Origin of the sequence: Brevibacillus laterosporus DSM 25 (genome assembly GCF_002706795.1) — a bacterium.
GTDB lineage: Bacteria > Bacillota > Bacilli > Brevibacillales > Brevibacillaceae > Brevibacillus_B > Brevibacillus_B laterosporus.
Window position 1 is genome coordinate 3,509,155 of record NZ_CP017705.1, and the last position, 24,524, is coordinate 3,533,678.

The following is a 24,524-nucleotide window of genomic DNA, read 5'->3' on the forward strand; positions in this document are numbered from 1 at the left end:
ATGTCTTCACAAGGATTTGCATTACGGGGACTTATTGAAGGATTTTATGGTAAGCCGTGGTCGCATGAAGAACGGATTGATATGTTGCGTTTTATCAGTCAGCATGGCTTTAATGCCTATTTTTATGCGCCCAAAGATGATGCGATCCTGCGAGATGATTGGCAGATGCATCATTCTCCCGCCCAAATGCGTCTCATTTCGGAGCTGATTACAGAGGCACATTCGGTTGGATGTGCCTTTTACTATTGTCTCAGTCCGGGGATGAGCATGCAGTATGCCAACTCTAAACATGTTGATAGATTAATAGAAAAGTACGAGAACCTTCTTACTTGCGGTGTGACGAAATTTGCCCTGTTGTTTGACGATATTCCACAAGAATTAATGCACAAAAGTGACATAGAGACATTCGTCCATTTAGCAGAGGCACATGTACAGGTTACCCTTATGGTCTGGAACAAGTTAAAAGAGAATGGTAGGGATGACATCCATCTCGTGGTATGTCCTACGGTTTATCATGGGAGAGGTGATGAAGCGTATATTACTTATATGGGGCAACATTTACCAAAGGAAATTGATCTATTTTGGACGGGAAGGTTTGTCTGCTCTCCTTATTTGACAGAAGCAGACTCTCAATACTTTTTTGAACAGACAAGACACTACCCGTTTTATTGGGATAATTATCCGGTCAATGACCTGGCGATGGCGAGCGAGCTACACATTGGTCCTTTGCAAAATAGGGATGCTACTCTTTATCGTTTTGCTACTGGGTATGTAGCTAATGCAATGGAATATCCTGAAAGCTCCAAAATTCCTATCATTACGATCGGAGAGTATCTAACTCATCCGGATTCCTATGATCCTGAGGAAGCCTTTCAGCGCGCAGTTAAAGAGATAGTAGGGCCTGAAGACTTTCATGCATTTCTTTTGTTTGCCGATCATGTGCGTGCATCGTTTTTATGTGACGAGGAAGCGCCGCAATTACTGGAAAAATTACATCAGTTTCGCTACCACTTTTTTCACGGTGATCAACAGAAAGCTGTAAAAATCTTGGAGCATACCTTTTCTGATATGGAGAGTTCTGCTCAGCACCTATTGAACGGAATGCAAAATGAGAGGTTATATAAAGAAATAAAAGGATGGCTCAAAAAATATGCATACTGGGCTAAATTAGGTAAGATCGCAACTCGTTTAATTGATGCTGGTCGGAAGGGACAAACGATCCGTGCCGTTTTTTATTTTTTACGAATGAGACGAAGATTACTGCAAGCAGAGAAGCTTCCTGAGAAGGTAAGTAGCAATGTAATGCGGTTAATGGTAGAAGCACTTAGCTTGGAAGTGCGCAATTATCGGACATGGAAACGACGCGTATAGGGTAGGAAGCAAAATCAAACAGGCACCTTTCTAATACCAAGGAAGATGTCTGTTTGATTTTTTAACTGAAAATAGCTAGTTCTAAGTGATAAGGCTAGGGAAACTAAGCGGATATTTTTGCTTTTAGATTGCGTAGCCATAATAGAATAGGGAGTTCTGAGTACAGCATACCACTAAGGATAAAAGCACAGCCGATAAATTGTTTGATCGTCAACACCTCGTGAATCCATAGATAGGAGATGAATGCCGCAAAAACTGGCTCTAAGGAAAAGATAAGTGCCACATGCGTTGGAGAGGTTTCCTTTTGAAAGGAAGTTTGCACTAAAAACGCAAGGGCAGTAGCAGGGATCGCAGTGATAAATAGCGCCCATAGAATCTCAGGATGTCCTATGACCATAGGATCATATACGGCTTGCCAGTCTTCTTTGAGAAGGGCGTAGCACATACTCAAAAATGAAACAGTGAACAATTGAATGATAACTAAGGGCATCGTAGGGAATCGGGGTGAATACCGTCCAGTTAACACAATCTGCATCGCAAAGCAAATGGCGCAGCAAAGCACTAAAAAATCGCCAAATGTAAAAGAAAGAGTTCCATTCATCGTTAACAAATAAAGCCCAATCACGGCCATGCAGACGCCTACAAGAGCAGAGGTTTTCACTTTATGCTTGAGAACAACAAGAGAGAGTAGTGGCACAAGCACAACGGATAGACCTGTAATAAAACCTGCTTTTGATGGTGAGGTATACAAGAGCCCCACTGTTTGAGTTGCATACCCAACAAACAACCAGAAGCCTAGAAATCCACCGCTGAGTATTAAAGAAAAGTTACATGTTTGCCAAGCCTTTGGATTTCGAATAAAGTAGATAAGGGCTAAGAATAACGAAGCGCTAAAAAATCGGACAGCATTAAACGTATTGGGAGGAAGCATGTGAACAGCATTCTGAACGATCACAAAGGTTGCTCCCCAGATAAAAACGATACATAACAATAAAAAATCAACCATAAATGCTTTTTTCACTGTACTACCTCGTTTCTAGAAGATGTGTTGGCCGATTTTAATCTATATCACTCATTATAAGAGTTGATAAGCAGGGAAGGAAGGAGTTTTTTGATAGTTCCGAAAGAAGCATGAACAAGTAAAAAAGAGACAAACTAAGTGAGTAAAAATCTGGATAAAATAACAAAAACGACAAATGTTAATTAATGGAAAATGATGTGAAATACTGAAAGTAATTTGTCGAACCAGTGAATAGCACATTTGACAAGGTTTTTTGGATAACTTTAATGAAAATTTCACATTTTAAACTACTTGCTTACGGACATAATGTTATAATAAAGAAGCTAAAATCCGTATTTGAATGACACGGGAGGAAGGCTATGGAAATCTTACTGCTCGGCCTAAATTATAAGACAGCGCCTGTCGAAATTCGTGAAAAATTCACGTTTAATGACGACAGCACGCCGAGAGCACTTCATATTCTATCTCATACCAAAAGCATTCTAGAATGTATAATTGTAGGAACCTGTAACCGGACTGAGATCTATGTGGTTTGCGATCAATTGCACACCGGTAGATTCTATACACGGAATTTTCTTGCAGAATGGTTTGGCGTAGAGAAAGAGTCGCTTCTCGATTATATGTATGTAAAGGAAAATGACGAAGCGATTGAACATTTGTACCGTGTAACCTGTGGACTTGATTCCATGGTGATGGGAGAGACACAGATTATTGGTCAAATTCGCAACGCTTTTCTCCTAGCACAACAACATGAGACTACTGGAACCATTTTTAATACACTTTTTAAACAGGCTGTAACCCTTGCAAAACGCGCTCATACAGAGACTTCTGTTGGCCAAAATGCTGTTTCCATCAGCTATGCGGCGATTGAACTTGGCAAAAAGATTTTTGGAAGCTTTGCTGATAAACATGTACTGATCTTGGGTGCAGGTAAGATGAGCTTGTTAACAGCCAAGCATTTGCACGCAAACGGAGTGGCTCATGTTACAGTCGCAAACCGTACGTTAGAACGTGCACAGACCTTAGCTGAACAGTTCCGAGGTGAAGCCTGTACCATGGAGGATCTGCCCCAAAAGCTGGCTAAAGCAGACATCGTCATCAGCTCGACGGGAGCAACCGGCTTTGTGTTAACAAAAGCACAATTAAAGCCGATTATGAAGCAGCGTCCTCATAAGCCATTGTTTATGATTGATATCGCCGTGCCGCGTGATCTTGATCCTGATATTCATGGGCTAGAAAATGTTTTCTTATATGATATAGATGATCTGGAGGGTATCGTTCAGAGCAATTTAGCTGAGCGTTCCAAGGAAGCAGAGCGTATTGAACTTATGATTGAAGAAGAGAAGCAGGAGTTCATAAACTGGAAACAGACGCTAGGCGTTGTACCACTAATTGCGGCATTGCGAGAAAAAGCATTTTCCATTCACGGAGAAGCAATCCGCAAAATTGAAAACAAATTGCCTCATTTAGATGAAAAGGAAATGCATATTATTCGTAAACATACAAGGGGAATTATTTCTCAATTATTACATGACCCAATTGTTCAACTGAAGGAGTTGACCGTCCAAAAGAAAGGAGAAGAGGTACTCGATATCTTTTCTACTATTTTTGCTTTGGATGAAAGATTGGAAGGAAAAAAACAGGAAGCATTATGGGAACAACAAAAGCGTGAAAGCTTAAGACGTGAAAAAGCTGTATCATTACAATCACGGGAACAGCGTTTTTAGCAAGAAGAGAGGGAGAAGCTCCTTTCTTCTTGCTCCGCCTGTTTTCACAGGCAATTGAGAAAATAGGCGTGATATAGATAATAGGGAAAGGTGAGCGTGTATGGCAAATGCAAGATGGCTCTATGACTTGACCATCTTTCTCTATGCAGCGGGTGTACTTTGTTACTTCAATGATTTTTTGCAGAGTAACCGGCGAATGAAGCAAATTGCGCTAGGACTACTCTCGATTGTCTGGGTGTTACAAACAATCTTTTTCGTTTACCAAGTGATGGTAAAGTCATATTTGCCCGTTGTAACATTTTTTGAAACCTTAGTTTTTTATTCTTGGGTACTGGTGACCCTTTCTCTGATCATTCATGCTGTAGCTCGCATTGATTTCTTACTCTTTTTTACTAATGTGATCGGGTTTGGAGTTCTCACCTTATCCATGTTCTTTTCAGAGCCAGCAACTCTGCAACATAGCGGGGTTATCTCTGATTTTATTTTTATTCATGTGACAATCGCTATTATTAGCTATGCATTATTGGCAGTGTCCATGATATTCTCAGGTATGTATCTAGTGAACCTACATATGCTGAAGCAAAAAAAATGGACACCACTTTGGCAACGACTCCCCAGTTTGGAGAAATTGGATGCGTTTTCTTTTAAGTTAAACATTTTTGGTGTGCCGTTATTGCTGTTGTCGGTCATTTTAGGCAGTATTTGGGCACAGTTGATTTTTTCGCATGGATTCTGGATGGATGCAAAAGTGTGTATGTCTATCATTGTTCTGATCTTATATAGTGTGCTGTTATATCAAAGGGTTCGGAATCAATGGTTGGGAAAAGTGGCAGCTTGGATAAACATCATCGCATTTGTATGTTTATTGCTTAATTTTTTGCTGATTGATCCCTACTCGCAATTTCATCAATGGTCGTAGAGAGGTGGGGCAGATGAATCCGCATTATCCGATTCATGTTAAAATGGAAGGAATGCTCTGTGCAGTTATTGGTGGTGGAGAAGTAGCCCAACGTAAGGTAGGTTCTCTACTAGAGTGTGGGGCAAAAATCACCGTTATTTCTCCTGAGATAACGCCATTGTTAGCTGAGTGGAACGAGCAGGGTAAGATCAATTGGAAACGTGAGCTGTATCAGGGACAGGATCTAAGTCCGTATTTTTTTATCGTAGCTGCGACCAATCATCGACAAGTTAACTATTCGGTATATGAACAAGCTAAAAGAACGAAAGCGTTTATAAATATTGCAGACCGACCAGACTTATGTAATTACATTGTTCCCTCTACGGTAAAGCGAGGAAGGCTAGTTATTTCTGTATCTACCTCGGGTGCAAGCCCCAGTTTGGCAAGTAAACTACGCAGAAGGCTAGAGCGAGAATTTGGCCAGGAATATGAGGTCTATGTTGACTTTTTAGCTCAGATGAGGCTAAAGGTTTTACAAGAGGTTAAAGATGCCACCGTGCGCAAACAAATCTTTCAAGAGTTGCTTGATGATAGATATGTAGAGGCGTCTTCCCTGCAAAGAGAGCAGATGGCAGATGCTTTACTACAACAGGTGAAACAAAGAGAGCAATAATTAGGGAGGCAGACATGAAAGAGTGGAAAGTTGGATCGCGTAAAAGCATGCTGGCACTTACCCAAACAAAATGGGTGCTGGCTCGTTTGCGTGAAATAGACCCTGCATCACGTTTTAGCATCACAGAGATTGTTACAAAGGGAGATCGCATTCTGGATGTTACACTTTCCAAAGTGGGCGGTAAAGGTCTGTTTGTTAAAGAAATCGAACAATCCCTGCTGGAAGAACAAACTGATATGGCTGTCCATAGTTTAAAAGATATGCCTGCTGTCTTACCTGAAGGTTTGACGATCGGTGCAATTCCGAAAAGGGAGGACCCAAGGGATGTACTGATTTCCAAGGACGGTAAGACACTAGATGAATTAAAAGAAGGTGCGGTGGTAGGAACGAGCAGTTTGCGCCGTTCTTCCCAATTGCTACATTACCGACCTGATCTAATTATTAAACCCATTCGGGGAAATATTGATACGCGAATCCGCAAGCTGCAAGAAGAGGATTTTGATGCGATTATTCTGGCTGCTGCAGGCCTTAAACGTGTGGAATGGAAGGGCACGATCACGCAGTATCTCGATCCGAAAATCAGCCTTCCTGCGGTTGGTCAGGGGGCGCTTGCTATTGAGTGCCGTACACATGATGCTGAAATGATGTCACTTTTACAACGGTTTGATCATCTGGAGACGCGTTATGCGGTCGAGGCGGAGCGAGCTTTTCTCCATAAGATGGAGGGGAGCTGCCAAGTACCGATTGGTGCTTATGCAAAAGTCCAGCTAGACTCCGAACAGAAACCTTCCATTAGCATTACAGGAATGGTTGGGTCTCCTGATGGAAGCCAAATGTTTAAAGCAACATTGACTGGAGACGATCCTCAAGCATTGGGTGAAAATTTGGCAGATGAGCTGCTCCGTCAGGGGGCGCGAGAAGTGCTTGCTAAAGTATTGGAGGAGAATCGTCAATGAACAAAGGGAAAGTTTTTTTAGTAGGTGCTGGGCCTGGTGACCCTAAGTTAATTACGGTGCGTGGATTGGAAACGATTCAAATGGCTGATTGCATCGTGTATGATCGCTTGGCGAGTCCACGGTTGTTAGCTCATGCAAAACCGGACGTAGAACTAATATATTGTGGAAAACTGCCTGACCGTCATACATTAACCCAAGAAGAAATCAATCAGGTATTAGTCGATAAAGCATTAGAAGGGAAAGTCGTTACTCGTCTAAAAGGTGGGGACCCTTCTATCTTTGGTCGTGTTGGTGAAGAGGCTGAAGAGTTAGCTAAGCACGATATTTTATTTGAAATTGTGCCAGGCATCACTTCAGGGATTGCTGCTCCGGCGTATGCTGGCATCCCGGTGACCCATCGGGATTTTAATTCGTCTTTAGCGATAGTGACAGGACATGAGCGTCCAGAGAAAACAGAATCAAGTATTAACTGGGAAAAATTAGCTACGGCTGTCGGCACGCTCATCTTTTATATGGGAGTAGGGAATCTACCCTATATTACGGAACAATTAATGAAGAACGGTCGATCTCCCAAAACACCGGTCGCTTTGGTGCGCTGGGGGACTTTAGTAGAACAGGAAACCTTGGTTGGTACCTTGGAAGACATTGTAGAGAAGCGTGAGCAAGCGGGCTTAACGAATCCTTCTATTATTGTGGTTGGTGAAGTGGTACAGCTTCGTGAAAAACTACAATGGTTTGAGAAGAAACCGTTGTTTGGGAAGCGTGTACTCGTGACGCGTGCTAGAAGTCAGGCTAGCGAACTATCGAATCAAATCAATGAATTGGGCGGGGAGGCATATGAATTCCCGTTGATAAAGATGGTTGAGCCACAAGCCCTACCACAATTGGATACCGCACTTCAACAGCTATCAGAGTATGACTGGGTTATGTTTACTAGCCCAAATGGGGTTCAATTCTTCTTTAAGCGCTTGCGTGAACTAAAGATTGACATTCGTACCCTAACCGGTAAGATTGCGGCAGTTGGTCCAAAAACGGCCTCCATGCTAGAAGAAAGAGGCTTGACGGTAGATGTCCTACCCGGCGAATTTCTGGCAGAAGGCTTGGTAGAGTCCCTTAAGGATGAATTACAGCCAGGCTCTAAAGTGCTGCTTCCACGTGCCGATATAGCGCGCGAAACCTTACCAAGAGAGCTGAGAACTCTCGGCATGGAAGTGACGGAAGTAGATACCTATGATACAGTTATAGATGCACAGAACATTGGAGAAACAGTTTCTCTGTTGGAAGAAAAGGCGATACAGATCATTACATTTACCAGCTCCTCCACGGTTAAAAACTTTGTGGAAGCGCTGAAGGAATACGATCTTACCCAATTACTTCAAGGTGTGCAGATTGCTTGCATCGGACCGATTACAGCGGATACGGCAAGACAAGCAGGACTGCAAGTGGATATCATGGCAAGTGAATATACTATTGAAGGACTCGTAAATGCACTAATTACCACGTAAAAGGGGAAGTAGACTATGATTAAATTTGACCGTCATCGTCGTTTGCGCCGAAGCCAAGCGATGCGTAACCTTGTACGAGAAAACCATGTGCGTGTAGAAGATTTGATCTATCCACTGTTCATAGTAGAAGGGGAAAATATTAAAAATGAAATTTCCTCTATGCCTGGCGTTTTCCATTTTTCCTTGGATCGTCTTAATGAAGAACTTGAAGAAATCGTTAGCTTAGGCATTCAATCTGTTCTTTTGTTTGGAGTGCCAGAGCATAAAGATGCTCTTGGAACGGAAGCATATGCAGAAAATGGGATTGTACAGCAAGCTATTCGTCACATAAAAGCCTCTTTCCCCGAGATGCTGGTCATTGCGGATACATGCCTATGTGAATATACCGATCATGGTCACTGTGGTGTTTTGCATGAATGTGGAGAGCTATTAAATGATGAGTCTCTTGTTTTATTAAGCCAAGCTGCTGTATCACAAGCTAAAGCCGGCGCGGATATCATCGCGCCATCCAATATGATGGACGGTTTTGTAACAGCCATTCGTGAAGCTTTAGATGAAGCTGGATTTACACATATTCCAATCATGTCCTATGCGGTTAAATATGCTTCTGCATACTACGGCCCATTCCGTGAAGCAGCTCAATCCGCTCCGAAGTTTGGTAACCGTAAGTCCTACCAAATGGACTATGCTAATGCACGTGAAGGTCTACGTGAAGCAGAATCCGATGTGCTAGAAGGGGCCGATTTCTTAATGGTTAAACCAGGTCTTGCCTATATGGACATGGTTTTACGTTTGCGTCAAAGCTTTGATTTGCCGTTGGTTGTTTACAATATCAGTGGAGAGTATTCCATGGTGAAAGCAGCTAGTGCCAATGGCTGGATTGACGAACAAGGCGTCGTTATGGAAACGATGATGGGATTCAAACGCGCAGGTGCTGATTTAATCATTACGTACCATGCAAAAGATGTTGCCAAGTGGCTACAAGGAGGTTTGTAACATGTCGGTTGACTTACTAGATACGTTAGATAAAGAGATTTTGGATGCCATTCAAAAAGAGATTCCATTAGTTCCTGAACCATTTAAAGTCATGGCAGAAAATTTAGGAACAACAGAAGAAGAGTTAATGGCTCGCTTGGAAAAAATGAAAGGCGATTCTATCCGTCAAATTTCTGCTATTTGTGATACCAAAGCATTAGGATATAAATCAAGCCTTGTAGCGGCTCGTATTGCTCCAGATAAATTAGATGAGATGGCTGTAAAGATTTTTAATTCCCACCCTGGTATTACACATAACTATAAACGTAACCATGACTTTAACCTGTGGTTCACGATTGCTCTACCTCCGAATAGTCGTTTTGGATTGGAAAAAACGGTTGAAATCTTAGGAGAATTGTCTAATGTGGAATCGATTCGCATTCTACCGACTCTAAAACTGTTTAAAATCGGAGTACAATTAGATGTGAAAAAGGAAACGGAAGCGAATACGAAATCCGCACCTACCTACACGGAAGAAATGCGCCAGGCAGCGATTGATCTTGGTATCACTGATGAAGATATCAAGGTGATTATCCAATTGCAAAAGGATTTACCTATCACTTCCCGTCCATTTGATGAATGGGCAAAAAACGCTGGCATGACAACAGAGGAATTATTACATCACGCGAAAGTATTGGTGGAGCGTGGTCAAATGCGCCGTTTCTCTGCGGTTCTAAACCACCGCAAAGCTGGATTCCGTGCAAATGGTATGGGTGTATGGAATGTACCAGAAGAACAAGCTGAGGAAATTGGAATGAAAATGGGTTCCTTCCGAGCGGTTAGCCATTGCTATTTACGTCCTACCTACCCAGATTGGAAATACAGTATCTTTACGATGGTACATGGTCGTGATAAGGAAGAGTGTGAATCAATCCTACAAGCAATTGAGGATGAAACGGGTATCACGGATCGTATCACATTGTACTCTACGAAAGAATACAAGAAAACACGCGTATCTTATTTCACACCTGAGATTTATGAATGGGAAAATGAGATGGCGGAAAAACTGGGATTGGATAAGTAAACGCGGACAATATCCGCTAGATTGCAATGCATGCGCTGTTTCCTGATAAGGAGCATATTGTCATAACAGGAAAACGCTTGTTTGATCACTTTCAAACAAGCGTTTTTTCTAACAGTTTCACTATAACAGATATTAATGGGGTGAGTGGAATGACTCGACAATTTACTAAATCAATGAAATTACATAAAGAAGCGGTAGAATACATTCCCGGTGGGGTTAATAGCCCAGTGCGTGCATTTAAAAGCGTAGGGGGCAATCCTATTTATATGGAAAAAGGGGAAGGGTCCCGTATTACCGATGTAGATGGGCATACTTATATTGATTATATTGGCTCTTGGGGACCTTTGATTTTGGGACATGCTCATCCAAAAGTATTGCAGGCGATTAGTGAAACTGCCTTGCTTGGTACTAGTTTTGGAGCACCTACAGAACGTGAAACCACGATGGCCAAGCTAGTGTGCGACATTGTCCCTTCAGTAGAAGTTGTGAGAATGGTAAACTCAGGGACAGAAGCAACAATGAGTGCACTTCGCCTAGCTCGTGGATACACGAGACGAGACAAAATCATGAAGTTTGAAGGCTGTTATCATGGCCACGCGGACAGTTTGCTGATTAAGGCTGGTTCGGGTGTTGCCACATTAGGATTGCCGGATAGCCCTGGTGTGCCTGAAACAATTGCAGTAAATACCATTACGGTACCATATAATGACGTTGATAGTGTACGTCTTGCCTTTGAAAAATTCGCCAATGAAATAGCAGCTGTTATTGTAGAACCAGTTGGTGGAAATATGGGTGTTGTGCCACCTCAACCAGGCTTTTTAGAGGAATTGCGTAGTATTACGGAAAAACATGGTACAGTCCTTATTTTTGACGAAGTGATGACTGGATTCCGTGTAGCCCGTGGTGGTGCGCAAGACTTATATAACATCACACCAGACTTAACCACGATGGGTAAGGTAATTGGTGGAGGGTTGCCAGTTGGAGCATACGGAGGTAAACGTGAAATTATGCAGCATGTAGCTCCAGCGGGAAGCGTATATCAAGCAGGGACCTTATCAGGTAACCCACTGGCAATGGCAGCGGGTATTGCTACATTGTCAGAGCTTAGTAAGCCAGGTGTCTACGAACAACTGGATGCTCGTTCAGCCCGCCTAGCAGAAGGCTTAGCAGCTAATGCAACTAAATTAGGAATTCCTCATACCGTAAATCGTGTTGGATCGATGGTATGCTTATTCTTTACAGATACCCCAGTTGTCAATTATGAGACAGCTAAAACAGCAGATCTGGATAAGTTTTCACGTTATTTCCAACAGTTGTTACAAGAAGGTATCATGATTCCACCTTCCCAATTCGAAGGCATGTTCGTCTCAGTTATGCACACTGATGAAGATATTGAAAAGACCATTCAAGCAAGCTATAGGGCAATGGCTACTCTAGTCTAAGCAACAAAATTAATTGGTTCAAATGGAAATATAGGTTGTGAAGCAGATAGATGGAACAGTCCATCTATCTGTTTTTTTGTATTCATAAAACTTGCTGAAAAAAGCAAAGTTCACCTACTTTTCCTAGCAAGATGCTATAATAAATAGGGGGTTCTATAACAGACAAAGAAAGAGACACCAAGGAGGAATGACATGGGAGGAGAACGTTTTACAGCACCAGTCACCGTGCATATTTTTTTGCGAAGGGATAACAAAATCCTACTGTTAAGAAGGTATCAGACCGGGTATGAAGATGGTAATTACAGTGTTGTAGCCGGTCACCTTGATGGTGGTGAACAGGTGATAGAAGCTGCGATTCGTGAAGCACGTGAGGAAGCAGGTATTGCTTTAAAGCCTGAACAAGTAACGATAACGGGCATCATGCATCGTTTGTCAGATGATGAGCGTATTGACTTTTTTGTAACAGCAACAGAATGGTCAGGAGAGATTTATAATGCAGAACCCCATAAATGTGATGAATTAGCATGGTTCTCTATTCATGATCTTCCTCAAAATACCATTTCGTACATAAAAAAAGCGATTGAGCTATCGGTCAGTCGATCTGAAATTTGGTTTGATAGTTACGGATTTGAAAATAAGGAGGTATAGTGTGCAAACAGCGCTTGTTTTAGGGGGAACTCGTTTTTTTGGAAAAAGGTTGGTTCAGGAGCTTTTGGATAAGGGAATGAAAGTTACCCTTGCAAATCGCGGGCTTACCGAAGACCCATTTGGTAACCAGGTAGAGAGAATTATTGTCGACCGTTATGATGAGGAGTCTATGCTGTCTGCATTTGAGGATTACGAATTTGATATGATTTTTGATAATATTTGCTATGCATCAGAAGATGCTCGAATTGCTATAAAGGTTTTTACTGATAAAGTGTCTCGTTATATTTTTACCTCTACGTTATCTGTCTATGATGAGGTAGACCGATTTGTAACGGAAGAGGATTTTGATCCATATCACTACCCAATTCAATATGTGACTAGACAAGAAACATCCTATAAGGAAGGCAAGCGTTTGGCCGAAGCGGTGTTCTTTCAAGAAGCTCCTTTTCCTGTGGCGGCCATTCGTTTTCCGATTGTATTAGGAGACGATGATTATACGCGTCGTTTACATTTTCACGTAGAACATGTGATGAAACAATGGCCAATCGGAATTCCGAACCTAGATGCGACTATTGGATTTATCCCAGCTAATCAAGCAGCACGTTTTTTGCTATGGGCTGCTGAAGAGGAACTGGAGGGGACTTTTAATGCTTGCTCCCACGGGGGTATTACACTAAAAGGACTTATCAACCTGATTGAAGAGAGTACTGGTAAACAAGCCGTGATTATGTCAGAGACAGAGGATGAGCACATGTCTCCATTCGGAGTATCACAATCCGTTTGGTGCATGAGCAATGAAAAGGCAAAGGAGACAGGCTTTTTATTCGTTCCTTTACAAGAATGGTTACCATCACTTATTCAGCGAATCAAGAAAACATTTGAAAAAGAAGAGAGTTAGGTAGAAGGAATAATAAAGAAAAACGTAATGACTATTCAAATGAGTATGGTTGAACTTTATGATTTATAAAAGTCCCGTTTTACCGAATCTGAACTGTGACCCGTAAGATGGACATTTTGAAAAAAGTGACCTTCTTACGGGTCTTTTGTGTTTTAATCAACTTATTAAAATAAAGCGAGGAAAGAATTGTGGGAAAAACAAGAGCTAATTCAAAGGTTTTCACGGAACAAGAAATGAAACATCTTGAAGCTAACCCTTATGTTCAGCATGTAACGTACAAAAGTATTACTTATGCACCAGCATTTAAGGTAGCAGCTGTCAAAGCGTATCAAGAGGGACAAACACCTATGGAAATTTTTTGTGGTGCTGGTTTTGACATAGACGTTATTGGTCATGACAAACCAAAAACATGCTTAAAACGTTGGCGTAATGTGTATCAAATTCATGGAGAGATCGGCCTTTTAGAAGAACAACGAGGAAAGAAAAGTACGGGTAGACCCTCGACAACGGAGTTGTCCGTAGAGGAAAAGCTTAAACGAGCTGAGGCGCGTATCAAGTTTTTAGAGGCGGAGAACGACTTTTTAAAAAAGCTCGACGCGCTCGAAAAGCAGAAGTTGCAGAGGTAACGTTATCCCCCTCCGAGCGCTATCAAATCATTAATCGCACCATACGTCAGTACAATTTGCGTGATGTAACACGATATCTTTGTAAACTTGCATGTGTTAGTGCGAGTGGCTACTACCGTTGGCTTCGTGCGGAGAAAACTAGACAGCTACGAGAGGATGCGGACGAGCATGACATTAAACTTATCAAGAAGCACTTTGACGCTCTTCGTGGTAAAGCAGGAGCATTAGTTATTAAGATGCGACTTGAGCGTGAAAGTGGAGTGATCATGAATCATAAAAAGATTCGTCGATTGATGCGAAAGTATAAACTTGTTGCTACCATTCGCCAAGCCAATCCCTATAGAAAATTAGCTAAGGCAACGCAAGAGCACCAAACATGTCCCAACCTGTTGCAGCGTCAGTTTGATCAGGGAGAACCTGAAAAAGTACTGCTCACCGATATTACGTATATGTATTACGGTAATGGTCAATGTGCCTACCTGTCGGTAGTCAAGGATGGGGCAACAAAACAGATTTTAGCTCACTATCTTTCTTCTTCTTTAAAGCTTCCATTGGTGAGGATTACTTTGAAACGACTGTTCCAACGTCTAGATGGCAACATTCACCCCGAAGCCATTCTACACTCAGACCAAGGTCTGCATTATACCCACTTTAAAACCCGTCGCTTAATCAGGAAAGCAGGCTTTAGGCAGTCCATGTCCCGTAAGGGAAACTGTTGGGATAATGCTTCCATGGAAACTTTTTTTGGTCATATGAAAGACGATTTGGAATATAAGACATGTCAAACGATACAAGAGTTGAGGGATCGAGTAGACAGTTACATTGATTATTACAATTCTGAACGTTACCAGTGGTCATTAAAAAAGATGACCCCTGATGAATTCAGAAGTCATCTTTTAGCTGCCTAGTTAGGTATTCTTTTAAAACTGTCTACAAATAGGGTCACAGTTCAATCATGGTATTGCGGGACTTTTTTCAAAATCAGTAGGTGAGATGTATACCTTATGTCAAATCCTTCTCTCATGTTCTATTTCCATTGCTCTGTCCATATAGATATAGGGAAATGCTTGTGGAGCTGAAAGGAGGAGCAGGTGTGTCTGTACAAGATGGACTGTTATCGTTTCAAATGAAAGAGACCATATTTCTCTCATCAGATAAACCAGAAATTGAAGAACTGCGGGAACTGGAGTTATTACCCGATTTGGAAATAAGGGAAAATGATTATGAGATTACGATATGTGGGTCCTTACAACTTCGAGGCAAGTATGTGCCGACCAAGAACGCCAATGCAAAAGCGAATGGCGGAACGGACACCTTGGTTTCGGCCATGAAATTTACGCCATTGCAGTTGGAACAAGGAGATACGGAAGTTTTTTTCGCTGATGAAGAAGCGGATATCGTGCATCGTATACCATTAAGTATCTCTGTTCCCATCTCCAGAACCAAAGAGGTCTCTGATATTCACGGGATTGTCGATAGTTTTGACTATGAGATAAAAGGCCCTAAACAATTACTCATTACTGCTGATCTGAAAATAGCTGGAATCCAGCTAAAGAATGAACAGGAGATACGTGCTGAACAGCAATCGCATAAATCAGCTGATACCTGGGAGTATATTCAAGTAGCTCAAGATGAGAGTGCTGAACATGAATATCAGCATGTCACTATTGATGATCTAGAACGAAAGCTGACCGCTTTAGAGAAAGAAGTAGAGGCTCAATTGGAACAACAGAACGACGAGGGACAAGAATTGATAGATGAGGTGGCGGATACAGAGCAATATCAACCATACCCGCTATATCAGCCATTTCCGGGATTTGAAATGCAGCAAGGAGATGTAGCTCAAAGTAGCTGGGATCAAGATTCGGCTACACGTTTTCGTTATCAACATCCACAGTATGCAGCTTATGAAGCAGAAGCTGAAGAAGAAGCAGAGAGAGAAGAAATTGAAGAAATCGAGCAATCAAGTAATGTACCTTATCAAACTTATTCAAATATACAAGAAGAATCTATGGGGCAGCAATCACCTTATGAGTATGGATTCCACCCAATTTCCATGCCAGAGCCCCCGCAATATGCACCGCCGTACGGCACACAGCCATTTTATCCAATAAATTCTTTTGGGCAGGGACCAGGCCATGGGTTTGGTGTAGAGCCGAACCCAATTCCTTTTGCACCACCACCTCCAAACCCGTTTCAACCGATAGCAGGACAGTTTCATCATCAGCAACCACCACAATATCCATTTGCCCAGATGCCACCATATGCGCCACCGCAACAAATGTTTTATCAACATCCGCCAAATCCGGTACCCGAACCTGTTTCTGCCATGCAGTACCAACCGGAATATATGGCTAAATCTCCATATCAAGCTACTTATCAGCCACCACCTTCTAATGAATATGTGGAAGAATCAGTGGAAGATCAAGAGGTAAGGACTGACGGTGTGTATGCAGAACCTGTATCCTATCATGAGCCGGTGGAAGTTGAAGATGATGATGAAGCTGCTCTAGAGGAGGTGCATGAATCTCCATACGAAGCTACCTTTAAAGAGGAGTCATCTCACATTGAGCAGTCTGAACCATTTACATTGATTTCAGAACATCAAGAAGAAGCTACAGAGCCAAAAGAAGCGGTTGTAAAACACAAAGAAGTAGTTACAGAGCCAAAAGAAGCGGTTATAAAACACCAAGAAGTAGTTACAGAGCCAAAAGAAGCGGTTATAAAACACCAAGAGGTAGTTGCAGAGCCAAAAGAAGTTGCTGTAAAACATCAAGAAGAAGCTACAGAGCCAAAAGAAGCGGTTGTCAAACACCAAGAAGTAGTTACAGAGCCAAAAGAAGCGGTTATAAAACACCAAGAGGTAGTTGCAGAGCCAAAAGAAGCGGTTGTAAAACATCAAGAGGTAGTTACAGAGCCAAAAGAAGTTGCTGTCAAACACCAAGAGGTAGTTACAGAGCTAAAAGAAGTTGCTGTAAAACACCAAGAGGTAGTTGCAGAGCCAAAAGAAGCGGTTGTAAAACATCAAGAAGTAGTTACAGAGCCAAAAGAAGTTGCTGTAAAACACCAAGAGGTAGTTACAGAGCTAAAAGAAGTTGCTGTAAAACACCAAGAGGTAGTTGCAGAGCCAAAAGAAGCGGTTGTAAAACATCAAGAAGTAGTTACAGAGCCAAAAGAAGTTGCTGTAAAACACCAAGAGGTAGTTACAGAGCCAAAAGAAGTTGCTGTAAAACACCAAGAAGTAGTTACAGAGCCAAAAGAAGCGGTTGTAAAACATCAAGAAGTAGTTACAGAGCCAAAAGAAGTTGCTGTAAAACACCAAGAGGTAGTTACAGAGCCAAAAGAAGTTGCTGTAAAACACCAAGAAGTAGTTACAGAGCCAAAAGAAGTTGCTGTAAAACACCAAGAAGTAGTTACAGAGCCAAAAGAAGTTGCTGTAAAACATCAAGAAGTAGTTACAGAACCAAAAGAAGCGGTTGTCAAACAGCAAGAAATGGCTACAGAGCCAAAAGAAGTTGTTACTGAACAACGCGAGGAATGGATAGCGAATCCTCATTCTCGATCTAAAGTGCAATTATCCGCTGATCCAGATCCATATGCAAAGTACTGGGAAGGTAGTGAAGATGATCAAGAAGATGTAACCAAAACAGCAAAAAAGGAAGCAACAACAGAAAGAACGACAGAAGCATCCAAAGTACATGTCGACCTAGATGAAAATAGGGTGCATGCTCATACAGCGGAATATGATCAGGAACTGCAAGCCCCTGCTATCAGTACGGAATTAAGCACAGAAGAAGAGGCTTCGGTTCTCATGGCTCAACTAGAAGCGGAAGAAGAAAAATCGGTAGAGGAAATCGTTGCATCCCCAGTGGTTGAACAAGAAAAAGAAATGAAAGTAGCAATTGGTTCAAAAAACAATCATAAAGAGCAAAATGAAATGATGAATTTTTCCAATATTTTCTCCCATCTACATGGAAATGAAAAAAATAAAAACCAACGTGTGGAGAGTAAACAGGAGGAGGCATTAGAACAAACGAAAGCTAAACGTGATGGCAGTAGTTCACGTAGAGATGCATTAGGGAACCTAACCTCGTTTGTTCAGGATCGTACAGAAAAATTCAGTAAATTGAAAATGTGTATCATCCAAAAAAATGATACCTTAGATTCTATTGCACAGCGATATGATTTGTCCGTGACCAAAATTAAAGAGGCGAATCGAATGTCAACAGATCGGGTAGAAGAGGGGCAAATTCTTTACATTCCGCAATAAGGGGAGAGAAGGGCATGGCTAAGGAGCAATTAGATATTTCCCCCATCTGCAAACGATATAAATTGAAAACGATCAAAATTACATCAAAGGCGGATTACTATTTAATAGAAACAAACAGGGGAATTAAGGAGATGAGGCTTTGGCCTCGTGTAGAATATATGCGCTGGTCTTTTGGCTGGCGTGAGCAAATGGCACGACAAGGGGTTAATAACGTTGAACGATTTATCCGCACAAAAGATTCTAAACCCTATGTAGTAGCAAATAAAAAAGGGTATAGCTTGACAGATTACCATAGCGAAGCAGAACCTATTGCCTACACCCTTGACAACATGCTGGAATGTGGTCGTATGACAGCGCAAATGCATCAAGCTCAACAGGCACAAGCCCTCCAAATTGGTGGAAAATTATTGAAACGTGAGCAAATGCATGCACAGGAAGTGGTGGAACGGACAAAAAATTTTTTCAAGCAGTGGGAACGTGAAAAGAATGTCAGACAGAGAAATAGATGGGGAAGCTTGTTTCCGTCAATTTTAGAACGAATGGAACGCAGTGCTAGCTTGATCAAGGACGTATCTTTACCGGAGGAAGTGCTTGCAGCTTCTCATAAGGAACTATCACGAAAGAATTGGGTGATGGTTGACGATAAGGTATTTTTGCGTGGCTTCTATAAAACCTCTCTTACTGTTCAGCATAAAGATACAGCAAGCTTTTTGCAGGAAATTGCTTTGGATGGTGGGGATCCAGCTTTGGTTGATGCCTTCCTTGATGGATATGAAGAGGTAAAAGCACTGAGCTATGAAGAATTTCGTTTACTACTTTCTTTTATGGCTTATCCGCAGGACTTGTGGAAAACGTTGGAAAAAAATCTTCAAGCTAGGACAAAAGAGGATAAACAAGCAATGGAGGATGTCAAAAAGTCAGTATTGCGACAACGCGAACTAGATTATCATCTGCAACGCTTGGCGAAGCGAGCAGAACGAGGACGGCAATTGTCATGAGTCAGTACGATCAACTCTTCCCCTTGTTTTACGAGTACGATATGCATGTACAAACAATTGAATTGGTTAAAGCTCCGGGAGTCTTTAAAGGAACTACTTCAAATGGATGTTATTCCTGCAAGAAAACAGCTGCACCGGCCACTCGTTTACTCTATGTGAGTGGTGTATTGAGGGATTTGGAGCAAAGAGGTTGGGATGGTGCTATACCTCTTCTATATACCAAAATTGATGAACCTTATGTAAAGCATGGGGAAGAGATTTATTATGTATCCGAATGGGAAGAGAGTGTTTCGATTTCCAAAGCGAATCTGTCTAATTGGGCTTCCGGTACAGTTGTTCGATTGGCGGAGTTTCATCAGCTAACTCAAAATTATCGAATTGAAGATCCAAAACAGGTGGAGCCGCTTGTTGATGCCCTAATTAATAGATGGCAAAGTTGGCTTCGTCAGTTAGCTATGTTTCGTGATCTCGCAAATGAACGGGATTATGCGTCCCCATTTGATGTTGTCTTTTTGGCAAATCATGCTTTCATCGCTGACACTGCTAATCAAGCCTTGGAAAATTTACGGATTTGGAGAAGACGCCACGAAACAAGTAATCAATTTCGACTATCGCTCATCCATGGTTACCCGCATCCAAGCCATACTGTTATGAATGAGAATGGCAGGATACGTTTACTAAATTTTGACCGAACGGTGTTCGATACTCCTGTACGAGATATAACGATGATGCTACGTAATTATTTTCAGGTAGGGGGGGAAAGTAAAACAGCAACTGATCTTTTTGAACAGTACAGCGAGGTGTTCCCCCTTCGGCCAGAAGAGATTTCGCTACTACAATATTTTTTACAATATCCCGAGAGGATCATGCGTAATCTGGAGTCTTATTATAATAGACGGTATGAATGGACAGAGCTATATGCAGTTAAACGATTGGAAAAGGATTTGGATCGGCTGGTGAGATTAAATAGATGGACCAATCAAGCGTTTTGATTTAAGCGCCTTCTTGGAAAAGGAGGCGTTTTTTTGCATGATCGTTGGATACATATCATGACATGATTACAGCCAATCCATCGAGAATGCTGCGTAAGAAATGGCGAGGAAGCCTAAGATTAATACATCAAGGGAGGTAGGCAATAGTAAGGTTCTAATAAACTGAAAGGCTGTAAAAGGCAATAGAAACTGTTTATAGGAGGTCTTCAAATTAAACAGAAAAGAACTGTATTTAAAGCGTCGCCAATTCATAATGATCACCCCTTACTGAAACAGCGTATGCAGAATGAGGATAGAGGGTGAAGCCCAGAAGCACTTTCTGATTCGTTTATTTACATGAATTGCAGTAAAATATAGAAAACAATGAAATGGAGAGAGGATGTGGTTCTTATGATTGAACACAGAAAGATTAATACGGTTCAACTATTCAAAAGAGCTTTTTTTATCATTCTAGGGTCCGTGATTTTTTCTTTTGGACTGGAAGAATTTTTGATTCCTAATCAGGTCATTGATGGGGGAATTACGGGTATTTCTATTATTTTTACCCATTTAACAGGCTGGCCAATAGGTCTTTTTTTATTTTTGTTAAATGCCCCCTTCCTACTTATTGGTTATAAGCAGATAGGTAAAACATTTGCTCTGTCTACATTGTTTGGAGTTACGATCATGTCGATTGCTACGACCTTATTGCACCCAGTCAGTGCAGTTACGAGAGAACCATTTCTCGCTGCTGTCTATGGAGGTGTATTTTTGGGTATAGGGGTAGGCTTGGTCATTCGTTATGGTGGTTCCCTGGATGGTACAGAGGTTGTAGCCATTTTGTTTAACAGAAAAACAGCTTTTTCTGTTGGAGAGGTAATCATGTTTCTAAACATATTTATTTTAGGGAGTGCTGGTTTTGTGTTTGGTTGGAATCAGGCTATGTACTCGTTACTTGCTTACTACATAGCCTACAAAATGATTGAAGTAACACTGGAGGGCTTTAACGAGTCCAGATCAGTCTGGATCATTAGTGACAAGCATCGAGAAATTGGTGAAACCCTTCTTGCAAGGTTGGGGCGTGGCGTTACCTATTTAAATGGAGAAGGTGGATATTCTAGGGATAATAAGACGATTATCTTTACTGTAATCACCAGATTGGAAGAGGCAAAATTAAAATCAATTGTAGAAGAATGGGACCAGTCTGCATTTTTAGCCATTGGAAACATTCATGATGTAAAAGGCGGTCGCTTTAAGAAAAAAGCCATTCATTAAAATGAACGAAAGTTGTCTGATTTAGAGAGGAAGGTAAATCAAACAGCTTTCGTTTCCGCTTTTAAGCACTCACATTTTTCTCTATTTGACGTACCATTATGGGTTCGCTATAATATGCTGTATATAAACGATTATATATACAATGCTATGATTGGAAAGAGTACATAAACCCACCTTGGCAGAGAGGGAGAATCATTATGCTGCGAGATTCTCTAAGGAGTAGGGATATGGAAAGTCGTCCATGAGCAATTCCAATGAAATGAGATATAATTAAGTAGTTGGAATCGGCGTCAAACCGTTATCTTGTTAGAGTGAACGCGTGAGTTCTGTACCTTTACTGAGTGGAAAAGGTATTTGAATGATTACGAATGCGCGTTAACAAAGGTGGTACCGCGAAACAAACTCCTTTTCGTCCTTTGATGATCAGGAGTTTTTTTATTTGCCCATGTAATGATGTGCAATTATAAGGAGGAGTAGGATTATGGCAAACGAACAAGCATCTCTTGATGCACAACTACCAAAAAACTATGATCCAAAGGCAGCGGAGGCCAAATGGTATCCCTACTGGATGGAACAAGAATTCTTTAAAGCGGAGCGCGATCCAGAGAAAGCTCCTTATACGATTGTAATTCCACCTCCAAATGTAACAGGTAAGCTACATTTGGGTCATGCATTGGACACAACGCTACAAGATATTATTACACGTGCTAAGCGTATGCAAGGATACAGTACGCTGTTTCTACCAGGGATGGATCATGCTGGTATCGCAACTCAAACGAAGGTAGAAGCAAATCTGCGTGAAGAGGGCGTAAGTCGCCATGATTTGGGACGTGAAAAATTTGTAGAAAAAGTATGGGAATGGAAGCATGTCTACGCTAACCATATCCGTGAACAGTGGGAAAAGCTTGGGCTTGCTCTAGATTACTCACGCGAGCGTTTTACGATGGACGAAGGCTTGTCACGTGCTGTTCGTGAAGTATTTGTTCGCCTCTATGACAAAGGTTTGATCTACCGTGGGAAGCGGATCATTAACTGGGACCCAGCTGCTCGTACAGCTTTGTCTGATATCGAGGTTATTTATAAAGAAGTAAAAGGTGCTTTGCATCATATGCGATATCCATTAGCTGATGGAAGCGGATTTATTGAAGTGGCTACTACTCGTCCTGAAACGATGTTGGGCGATACAGCAGTAGCCGTTCACCCAGAGGATGACCGTTATAAAGCTTTGGTTGGTAAAATGGTGGTTCTACCGATTACAGGTCGTCAAATTCCGATTGTAGCGGATGATTATGTAGACCCTGAATTTGGTTCTGGTGCGGTCAAAATCACACCTGCGCATGATCCAAATGACTTTGAGATTGGTCAACGTCATAATTTGGAACAAATCATTGTCATGGATGAATCAGGGGTAATGAATGAAAATGCTGCTTCCTATAAAGGGCTTGATCGTTTCGCTTGTCGCAAGCAAATTATTAAAGACCTACAAGATCAAGGCGTTATGTTTAAAATTGAAGAACATATCCATCAAGTTGGACACAGTGAACGAAGTGACGCAGTAGTTGAGCCATATCTATCGACACAATGGTTTGTTAACATGCAACCTCTTGCAGATGAGGCACTAAAAAATGCTGCCTCAAAAGACAGTGTTACATTTGTTCCTGAGCGTTTTAAAAACACGTACCTACGCTGGATTGAAAATATTCGTGACTGGTGCATTTCCCGTCAATTATGGTGGGGCCATCGTATCCCTGCTTGGTATTGTCAGGATTGTGGCGAGCTGCATGTGTCCCGCGTCGATATCACAGAATGCTGCAAATGTCATTCTAGCAACCTTTCTCAGGATAATGACGTCTTAGATACGTGGTTTAGCTCTGCTTTGTGGCCATTCTCCACATTAGGTTGGCCAGATGAAACAGAAGACATGAAATACTTCTATCCAACTAACGTACTTGTAACAGGCTACGACATCATTTTCTTCTGGGTGGCGCGCATGATTTTCAGTGGGTTAGAATTCACCGGAGAAAAACCATTTGAACATGTGTTGATCCACGGAATTATCCGCGATTCCGATGGACGTAAGATGTCTAAGTCGCTTGGTAACGGTGTTGACCCGATGGAAGTAATCGAGAAGTATGGTGCGGATGCCTTACGTTTCACGTTAGCAACGGGTAATTCTCCAGGTAATGATCAACGTTTCTATTGGGAAAAAGTAGAGGCGAACCGCAATTTTGCAAACAAGATCTGGAATGCGTCGCGTTTTGCTTTGATGAATCTACAAGACTTTACGTATGAAGATATCGATTTAACCAAAGAATTATCTGCTCCTGATAAATGGATTTTAACCCGTCTACAAGGAACCATCACAGATGTTACTCGATTGATGGATGCTTTTGATTTTGGAGAAGCAGGTCGTCTGTTGTACAATTTCATCTGGGATGATTTGTGTGACTGGTATATTGAGATGGCTAAATTACCACTGTACGGTACAGATGAACAAGCCAAAAAAGCAACTCAATCAGTGCTTGTATACGTACTAGATCAGACGTTGCGTTTATTACACCCATTCATGCCTTTCATCACGGAAGAAATATGGCAAGCTCTACCGCATCAAGGTGAGAGTATTACTATTGCTGCTTGGCCGCAAGTAAAAAGCGAGCTAACTTTTAACGATGCAGAAGCAGAAATGAGCTTGCTCATGGACATTATCCGCAGCGTACGTAACATCCGTGCAGAAGTAAACGTGCCAATGTCCAAAAAAATTGAGCTAGTAATCAAGGCTAACGATCAACAATCTCTTCAAAGTCTACAACGTGGAGAAGAGTTCTTGGTACGTTTCTGCAACCCTGAAAAACTAGTGATTGGTACTGATCTGGAAGCGCCGGAAAAAGCGATGTCCGCTGTTGTCACTGGAGCAGAGCTATTTTTACCGCTTGCAGGGTTACTTGACTTAGAACAAGAGCGCAAGCGTTTGGAGAAGGAAATTGATACACTAAATAAAGAAGTAGAACGCATCGAGAAAAAGCTGAACAACCCAGGCTTTATGGCAAAAGCTCCCACAAATGTCATTGAGGAAGAGAAAGCAAAAATGGCGGATTACGCTAACAAGCGTGAAAAGGTAATCGCTCGTTTAGCTGATCTAGAATCCTAAGCTTGACTGCTTCATTTTTGTCATAACTAAACGATTGG

The 24,524-nt window shown here is 41.7% G+C and carries 19 protein-coding genes, 1 pseudogene and 1 other annotated feature; of the genes and pseudogenes, 18 read left to right on the forward strand and 2 right to left on the reverse strand.

Annotated features, from left to right (window positions below):
• On the forward strand, window positions 1-1,371 hold the full coding sequence (locus BrL25_RS16695) for a protein O-GlcNAcase (protein WP_018672779.1): 1,371 nt from the start codon (window positions 1-3) through the stop codon (window positions 1,369-1,371).
• Between the two features lie 103 nt (window positions 1,372-1,474).
• Here the strand turns inward: BrL25_RS16695 and BrL25_RS16700 are convergent, their stop codons facing one another.
• Window positions 1,475-2,392 carry a DMT family transporter gene (locus BrL25_RS16700; RefSeq protein ID WP_018672778.1) on the reverse strand — a complete coding sequence of 306 codons (918 nt, stop codon included), beginning with the start codon at window positions 2,390-2,392 and terminating at the stop codon, window positions 1,475-1,477.
• A 359-nt stretch (window positions 2,393-2,751) separates the two neighbouring features.
• On the opposite strand from BrL25_RS16700, the gene hemA reads away from it, so the two are divergent.
• The 15 genes and pseudogenes from hemA (at window position 2,752) to BrL25_RS16770 (ending at window position 20,084) form a co-directional block, all read left to right on the forward strand.
• The gene (hemA, locus tag BrL25_RS16705; protein ID WP_018672777.1) at window positions 2,752-4,119 is read left to right on the forward strand and encodes a glutamyl-tRNA reductase; all 1,368 of its coding nucleotides are present in this window, start codon (window positions 2,752-2,754) and stop codon (window positions 4,117-4,119) included.
• Window positions 4,120-4,219: 100 nt separating this feature from the next.
• Window positions 4,220-5,038, forward strand: a complete 819-nt coding sequence (locus tag BrL25_RS16710) for a cytochrome C assembly family protein (protein WP_018672776.1) — start codon at window positions 4,220-4,222, stop codon at window positions 5,036-5,038.
• 13 nt (window positions 5,039-5,051) lie between these two features.
• Complete coding sequence (locus BrL25_RS16715) at window positions 5,052-5,690, forward strand: precorrin-2 dehydrogenase/sirohydrochlorin ferrochelatase family protein (RefSeq protein WP_018672775.1); 639 nt, start codon at window positions 5,052-5,054, stop codon at window positions 5,688-5,690.
• Between the two features lie 14 nt (window positions 5,691-5,704).
• Window positions 5,705-6,646, forward strand: a complete 942-nt coding sequence (hemC, locus tag BrL25_RS16720; protein WP_018672774.1) for a hydroxymethylbilane synthase — start codon at window positions 5,705-5,707, stop codon at window positions 6,644-6,646.
• Window positions 6,643-8,151, forward strand: a complete 1,509-nt coding sequence (gene cobA / locus BrL25_RS16725; RefSeq protein WP_018672773.1) for a uroporphyrinogen-III C-methyltransferase — start codon at window positions 6,643-6,645, stop codon at window positions 8,149-8,151. Before hemC ends, cobA begins: the two co-directional genes overlap by 4 nt.
• Before the next feature lie 15 nt (window positions 8,152-8,166).
• Window positions 8,167-9,147 carry a porphobilinogen synthase gene (gene hemB, locus BrL25_RS16730; RefSeq protein ID WP_018672772.1) on the forward strand — a complete coding sequence of 327 codons (981 nt, stop codon included), beginning with the start codon at window positions 8,167-8,169 and terminating at the stop codon, window positions 9,145-9,147.
• Window position 9,148: 1 nt separating this feature from the next.
• Complete coding sequence (ahbA, locus tag BrL25_RS16735; protein WP_018672771.1) at window positions 9,149-10,210, forward strand: siroheme decarboxylase subunit alpha; 1,062 nt, start codon at window positions 9,149-9,151, stop codon at window positions 10,208-10,210.
• A 149-nt stretch (window positions 10,211-10,359) separates the two neighbouring features.
• Window positions 10,360-11,652, forward strand: coding sequence for a glutamate-1-semialdehyde 2,1-aminomutase (gene hemL, locus BrL25_RS16740; protein WP_018672770.1), 1,293 nt, complete (start codon window positions 10,360-10,362; stop codon window positions 11,650-11,652).
• Between the two features lie 192 nt (window positions 11,653-11,844).
• Window positions 11,845-12,300 (forward strand): NUDIX hydrolase, encoded by a 456-nt coding sequence (locus tag BrL25_RS16745; protein WP_018672769.1) that lies wholly within the window; start codon window positions 11,845-11,847, stop codon window positions 12,298-12,300.
• A 1-nt stretch (window position 12,301) separates the two neighbouring features.
• Entirely contained in the window at window positions 12,302-13,198 is an 897-nt protein-coding gene (locus BrL25_RS16750) for an NAD-dependent epimerase/dehydratase family protein (RefSeq protein ID WP_018672768.1), read from the forward strand.
• A 188-nt stretch (window positions 13,199-13,386) separates the two neighbouring features.
• Entirely contained in the window at window positions 13,387-13,824 is a 438-nt protein-coding gene (locus BrL25_RS25750; protein ID WP_104033844.1) for an HTH domain-containing protein, read from the forward strand.
• 17 nt (window positions 13,825-13,841) lie between these two features.
• Window positions 13,842-14,732: pseudogene (locus BrL25_RS16755) on the forward strand (IS3 family transposase); the annotation flags it as partial.
• Window positions 14,733-14,917: 185 nt separating this feature from the next.
• Window positions 14,918-18,094: a LysM peptidoglycan-binding domain-containing protein gene (locus tag BrL25_RS16760; RefSeq protein ID WP_157775853.1), complete on the forward strand. Its 3,177-nt coding sequence runs from the start codon at window positions 14,918-14,920 to the stop codon at window positions 18,092-18,094.
• A 14-nt stretch (window positions 18,095-18,108) separates the two neighbouring features.
• Window positions 18,109-19,092, forward strand: coding sequence for a hypothetical protein (locus BrL25_RS16765; RefSeq protein WP_018672266.1), 984 nt, complete (start codon window positions 18,109-18,111; stop codon window positions 19,090-19,092).
• On the forward strand, window positions 19,089-20,084 hold the full coding sequence (locus BrL25_RS16770; RefSeq protein ID WP_018672265.1) for a phosphotransferase: 996 nt from the start codon (window positions 19,089-19,091) through the stop codon (window positions 20,082-20,084). The genes BrL25_RS16765 and BrL25_RS16770 overlap by 4 nt, the downstream gene beginning before the upstream one ends.
• A gap of 66 nt (window positions 20,085-20,150) precedes the next feature.
• Here the strand turns inward: BrL25_RS16770 and BrL25_RS16775 are convergent, their stop codons facing one another.
• A complete protein-coding gene (locus tag BrL25_RS16775) occupies window positions 20,151-20,336 on the reverse strand; it encodes a hypothetical protein (protein WP_018672264.1) in 186 nt (61 codons plus the stop codon).
• Between the two features lie 138 nt (window positions 20,337-20,474).
• Here BrL25_RS16775 and BrL25_RS16780 point away from each other — a divergent pair, with 138 nt between their 5' ends.
• The gene (locus BrL25_RS16780) at window positions 20,475-21,338 is read left to right on the forward strand and encodes a YitT family protein (protein WP_018672263.1); all 864 of its coding nucleotides are present in this window, start codon (window positions 20,475-20,477) and stop codon (window positions 21,336-21,338) included.
• A 138-nt stretch (window positions 21,339-21,476) separates the two neighbouring features.
• Window positions 21,477-21,758, forward strand: a binding site (T-box leader).
• Between the two features lie 61 nt (window positions 21,759-21,819).
• Complete coding sequence (locus BrL25_RS16785; protein WP_018672262.1) at window positions 21,820-24,486, forward strand: valine--tRNA ligase; 2,667 nt, start codon at window positions 21,820-21,822, stop codon at window positions 24,484-24,486.
• Window positions 24,487-24,524: the final 38 nt, after the last annotated feature.

Bases quoted from the DNA above. Each gene is read 5' to 3' on its own strand.
- BrL25_RS16710 (WP_018672776.1), top strand. From the start codon at position 4,220: ATGGCAAATGCAAGATGGCTCTATGACTTGACCATCTTTCTCTATGCA.
- hemC (WP_018672774.1), top strand. From the start codon at position 5,705: ATGAAAGAGTGGAAAGTTGGATCGCGTAAAAGCATGCTGGCACTTACC.
- BrL25_RS16765 (WP_018672266.1), top strand. From the start codon at position 18,109: ATGGCTAAGGAGCAATTAGATATTTCCCCCATCTGCAAACGATATAAA.
- BrL25_RS16715 (WP_018672775.1), top strand. From the start codon at position 5,052: ATGAATCCGCATTATCCGATTCATGTTAAAATGGAAGGAATGCTCTGT.
- hemA (WP_018672777.1), top strand. From the start codon at position 2,752: ATGGAAATCTTACTGCTCGGCCTAAATTATAAGACAGCGCCTGTCGAA.
- BrL25_RS16770 (WP_018672265.1), top strand. From the start codon at position 19,089: ATGAGTCAGTACGATCAACTCTTCCCCTTGTTTTACGAGTACGATATG.
- hemL (WP_018672770.1), top strand. From the start codon at position 10,360: ATGACTCGACAATTTACTAAATCAATGAAATTACATAAAGAAGCGGTA.
- cobA (WP_018672773.1), top strand. From the start codon at position 6,643: ATGAACAAAGGGAAAGTTTTTTTAGTAGGTGCTGGGCCTGGTGACCCT.
- BrL25_RS16780 (WP_018672263.1), top strand. From the start codon at position 20,475: ATGATTGAACACAGAAAGATTAATACGGTTCAACTATTCAAAAGAGCT.
- BrL25_RS16695 (WP_018672779.1), top strand. From the start codon at position 1: ATGTCTTCACAAGGATTTGCATTACGGGGACTTATTGAAGGATTTTAT.
- BrL25_RS16745 (WP_018672769.1), top strand. From the start codon at position 11,845: ATGGGAGGAGAACGTTTTACAGCACCAGTCACCGTGCATATTTTTTTG.
- BrL25_RS16785 (WP_018672262.1), top strand. From the start codon at position 21,820: ATGGCAAACGAACAAGCATCTCTTGATGCACAACTACCAAAAAACTAT.
- BrL25_RS16775 (WP_018672264.1), bottom strand. From the start codon at position 20,336: ATGAATTGGCGACGCTTTAAATACAGTTCTTTTCTGTTTAATTTGAAG.
- hemB (WP_018672772.1), top strand. From the start codon at position 8,167: ATGATTAAATTTGACCGTCATCGTCGTTTGCGCCGAAGCCAAGCGATG.
- ahbA (WP_018672771.1), top strand. From the start codon at position 9,149: ATGTCGGTTGACTTACTAGATACGTTAGATAAAGAGATTTTGGATGCC.